2 protein-coding genes are annotated in these 4,777 nt (G+C 37.5%); both read right to left on the bottom strand.

The features are described 5' to 3' along the window. Positions 1 to 459: 459 nt before the first annotated feature. Positions 460 to 1,920, bottom strand: a complete 1,461-nt coding sequence (locus AC3DU7_RS25630) for a multicopper oxidase family protein (protein ID WP_488042108.1) — start codon at positions 1,918 to 1,920, stop codon at positions 460 to 462. Positions 1,921 to 1,986: 66 nt separating this feature from the next. Then, entirely contained in the window at positions 1,987 to 4,467 is a 2,481-nt protein-coding gene (locus tag AC3DU7_RS25635; protein ID WP_488042109.1) for a helix-turn-helix domain-containing protein, read from the bottom strand. Positions 4,468 to 4,777 lie beyond the last annotated feature (310 nt).

Below are 4,777 nucleotides of genomic sequence, written 5' to 3' on the forward strand. Positions count from 1 at the left end.
TAAAGACTGTATCCAGTTAGAGAAAAATTTTTTCATCACTATTGCCTCAAATAATTTATCAGTGCTTTTTTTGATTATATAGCAGAAGTGAAGAAGGAAGAAGGAAGAAGGAAGAAGGAAGAAGGAAAAGTATTACGTTGTCGGAGTTTTAGAGCTTCTCGATCTGTCCGCACCCTTTGCTGCAACTGCTATCAACCTTACTAATTAGGGCTTGCTGATTAAATCTAAAAGCAATGTTCAATAAAGGTTTTAGCCTTTTTAGAATCGAAAAAAGTGCGCCTATTTTAATCCTAAACCCTCAAAAAGTGAGAATGCGTGGGGTGAGGGGGCAGAAAAATCTCCTGAACAATTATTCCTCCTACTTTCTCTGTTTTCCCACCCTCGCCACACTTCCCACACTTCCCACACTTCCCACACTCCCCACACTCCCCACTTTTTGCTTTTTTCAGCAAACCCTACTTAAGCCTGAATTTCTAGATTACCCATCATTCCCAAATCTTCATGGTCGAGAATATGACAATGGTAAACAGTCTTTCCAGGAAAATCTCGGAAAGGCATTCTAATTAAGACTTTCTCTCCCGGTTTCACCAATACTACATCCTTCCACGCAAGATAAGGTTCTGGTTTCCCATTCCGACTCACAACTTGAAAAGCATTGCCATGAACATGAAAGGGATGATCCATCATACCTGTGTTAATTAATTCCCAGTCTTCAACTGTATTAAGCTGAACTTGAGTATCAATTCTGTCTAGCTGATAGGGTTGACCATTAAACAGAAATGCCATCCCTTGACCGGGTATCATGCCATGGTTCATCTGAAAACGATGTATCTTTTGAGCTTCTGGCAATGCTTCTACTGGTATTAGTTTGGTTGGCAATGGTACAGCAGCAACCTTGCTTTCATAACTTACGGTTGCTAAGACTTGCGGTTGATTTTCAGGAGCATTCCTTCCCATCATACCTCTTCCCATCATCCCCATACCTACTCGTTGATAGGGCAAATTCAACAAGTGATATTTTCCCGGTTCTCGGTTAGCTTGGATTAAAATATCTGCTCTTTCTCCAGGAGTTAATAACAGTTCTGACATTTCTATAGGTTCAGTTAATGCTCCTCCATCAGTAGCAATTAAATAAAATGGGTGTTCTTCTAGAGACAACCTATAAAATCTGGAAGTCGAAGCATTGAGAATTCGTAACCGTAACAAACTTTGAGTGGGAATTGCAAAATTAGGGTTAGACTTACCGTTAATAGTAATTAAATCTCCCTCTCTTCCGGTCATAATTGAAAGTTCCTGGGATGGCAGCAAATTTCCTCGTCCGTCTAGAGCAAAGTCTTGCAATACTAAAAATTTTTCCTCAGCCGCCTTAACTTCGGGAATTTCATCCAACTCTCCCCGGATAATAAATAATCCTGCTAACCCACCAAAAAGTTGCTCTGCCGTCAGACCATGGAAATGGGGATGATACCAGAATATTCCCGCAGGATGATTTTGAGGAATTTGGAATTGATATGTTAGGCGATCGCCTGGTGCAATTTTCAGAAATACATTGTCGGCGTTTCCGATGATGGGAATATGTAGGCCGTGATAATGGATGTTTGTAGGTTGTGGTAATTTGTTGGTAAAATTAATCCTAATTGTATCTCCTGGTTTTGCTTCTAATCTCGGTCCGGGAATTTGTCTGTTATAGTTTAATACATAAGCTTGTTTATTTCCTAGATTGATTTTATTAATACTGGCTATTAAATCTACTTCTAAAATTCCATCTTTGCTTTGGTTAATTTTATTCTCTGATGAAAATGTTTGAAAGTTTTCTTGATTTTCTTGAATATTACCGTTGCTACATTGAGCTATTAAAACAGCAATAGTGCTACTAAAACTTAAGCTGAGAAATCTTCGACGATTAATTTTTTTCATCATGGTAATTTGAGATAATTATATCAGCTTGGTAGACACGGAAAAAACTAAAAAAATTAGATAAACTCTCTAAGTTTTGTATGCAAAGAAAGATACTATGGGAGTACAATCATCTTGATAATCTACAAAGGCAACAAAGCTTATTTGATTAATACTTAGACTCACAGGGCATTCAATTTCAATAAAAGTAGGAGCTAAAAATTCAAATATATCAGTTGATAGTAAATCCAAGTTAGTAGAGGATTGAAGAAAATTTTCAGCTAACCAAGTATGCAAACATTCGCCAGTAGAAATATCCCAGAGTTTAATAGTTTCATCATCACTTATACTAGCAATAGTTTGATTATTCTGACTCCAAACTAAGGAATCAATTTGTGCTGTATGCCCCTCAAAAATGTGAAGACATTTACCTGTACTAATATCCCATAATCTAACTGTTCGATCGCCACCACCAGTTGCGAGAAAATTTCCATCTGGACTCCAAACAATAGAATGTACTTCTTGAGTATGACCCTCAAAAACTAGATGTGGCTGATTATTCACCATTGGCAACAGACGAATCTCTCCCAATTTATCCGCGATCGCTAAAAAATCTTTATTTGGGCTAGAAGCGATGACAGAAATATTACCCAATGTCGGTATTTGGATTTTTTCCAACAATATTGGACAGTCTAAAAGATTTTCATCTTCTTGCTTTGGTGCTTCTAAGCAAGTTTTGTCAGACACATCTACAGAATTAGTAGGACAAACACAAGAACTAAGATCTAGTAACTGTGAGTTATTACTTTCATGACACTTTTGTTTATCTGCTTGACTAATAGCAGGGCAAAATTTCCCAGGAACTATTGCACAATACTCAGAAGATTTTGAGTTAACTGTAGATAATACTTCAATAGATTTTGGGGAGCAGGTATTAGCAGATTTATGAGATTCTATTTCACAGGGAGAAATATCACTTACCATTAAGTCAATTTGTAGTTTCATGCACAGGTTAATCAGATTTTCAATGCCATAACCACACAAGGAAGTTTCACTTGCTTGTAGTTTGTTTAAAATTAATAACAATTGTTGTTCTAGCGCTCGAGTAGAACTAAATATTGTGCTGAGTTGTCTGGCGATAGGTTCTATAATTAGCTTATTTTGTCGTTCTTTTATATAGCGTTTGCCAGTGGTTATAATTAAAGAATGATTGAGAAATAAGTCTAAATTGGCAGTAGTTAACTCTCCAACAACCTGTTCAATTAAGTAGTGGAGAATATACTCCATTACTACAGGTTCGACTGTATACATACTTGATTTTTTCTTGACTAGAGAGCGCCAGATGAGAGCTTCTAAACTTTCTAAGAGATTTGCTTTGGAAATTGCTGGCACAATATCAGTTTGCAATTTTTTGACATTCGTCCAGTCTTGGTTAATTGCCAACCAAACTATGATTTTTTTTTCTAGTTTTGACAGACGCTGAAAGTGTTGGTCGAGGAGGCGACGAATGCCATTGAAGGTGGTTGTGCCATGTTGCAGAAATTCTGACAGGTCTCCATCAAATAAGTCCGTGATGGAGCTGGTGACAATTTTTAAGGCTAGGGGGCTATAGCTATAATATTCACTGAGCTGTTGTTTTTGTGTTTCTGATCCTAATATTTTGTTGGTTTTTAGTAAGGCATGGGCTACTTCTTTAGAACCCAATAGTTGTAGGGAGCGTACTGCTGCATCTATACTTTCAAAGGCTGCTACTTCAGGAGGTTTTTCTCGGCTGGTGAGGATGAGGCTGCTAGAGTGGGATGTTTCACCGATTAAATGAAATAGTTGACTGTAGTTTTCGTAGCCAGGGCGATAGTGGCCTGTACATCCAGTTTGTAAAATGCTTTCGACGCTATCTAAAATTATTAGGCAACGTGAGTTACGCAAGTATTCAATTAGTTTGCTTAGTTCTCCTTGGCTACATTCTTGCTGGGATAAAAATGACACGAGTTGAGTGAGAATTGTTTCTAGGGAGGGAGCATGGCGGAGCGATCGCCAGATTATATAATCAAATTCATTCTGTAGTTGTTGAGCAATTTTTGCTGCTACTGCTGTTTTACCAATGCCTCCCATACCAAGTAGGGCTATCAAGCGACAACCATCTCTGATAATATATTGTTGTAGTCGATCTAGTTCTTGAGAGCGTCCGTAAAAAACGGAAACATCTATGGCTTCTCCCCAATCAATTTTTGGTTTATGCAGTGTTTTTTTTGTTTCTGTAGAAGACTGGAATATATGCTGTTGAATATTGAGGTCGGTTTGGGCAAGGCATGATTTATGATTGCCAAATTTTTGTCTCAGCAGAGCGCGAAAGTTTTTCTTTGTTACTTTTTCGTCTAAGACACCAGAAAGATTTTGCCATAAGTTGGCAGCTACTCCTTTTATGTAGTCTGGATCATAACCTGCTTGCTCGGCAATTTCAGCATAAGCTTTACCTTCCCATGCTTGAGAAAATACCATTCTTTTTACAGCGTTTAAAGAGCCTGGAGTTAGAACTGTCTCCAGAACTTCCAATGCTTCTTCGACTTTCATTTTTACTTAATATTTTGATATATTTTTGATTCTATCTAAATTGATGTGATTTTACTGTTACTTCGGCGACAGCTTAAAGCCTAATCTAGAATATTTATATTTTTAGTTGAATAAAAAGTCATGCGAAGGTACGAGCAACACCCAATAATTACATAGTACCATGATTTTTTTGCCGATGCAAGGGGAAATTCTTTTCAGCGCCGACTTTTTTTGTAGCTTCACAAAATGCAGATGTTTTCTGGGCAAAATTTTTGCCTTGTTATTGAACAGTCAAATCTTCCTACCACTGACTTTTTCTCCTGGTGCTTCA

The organism is Okeania sp. (assembly GCF_983059655.1).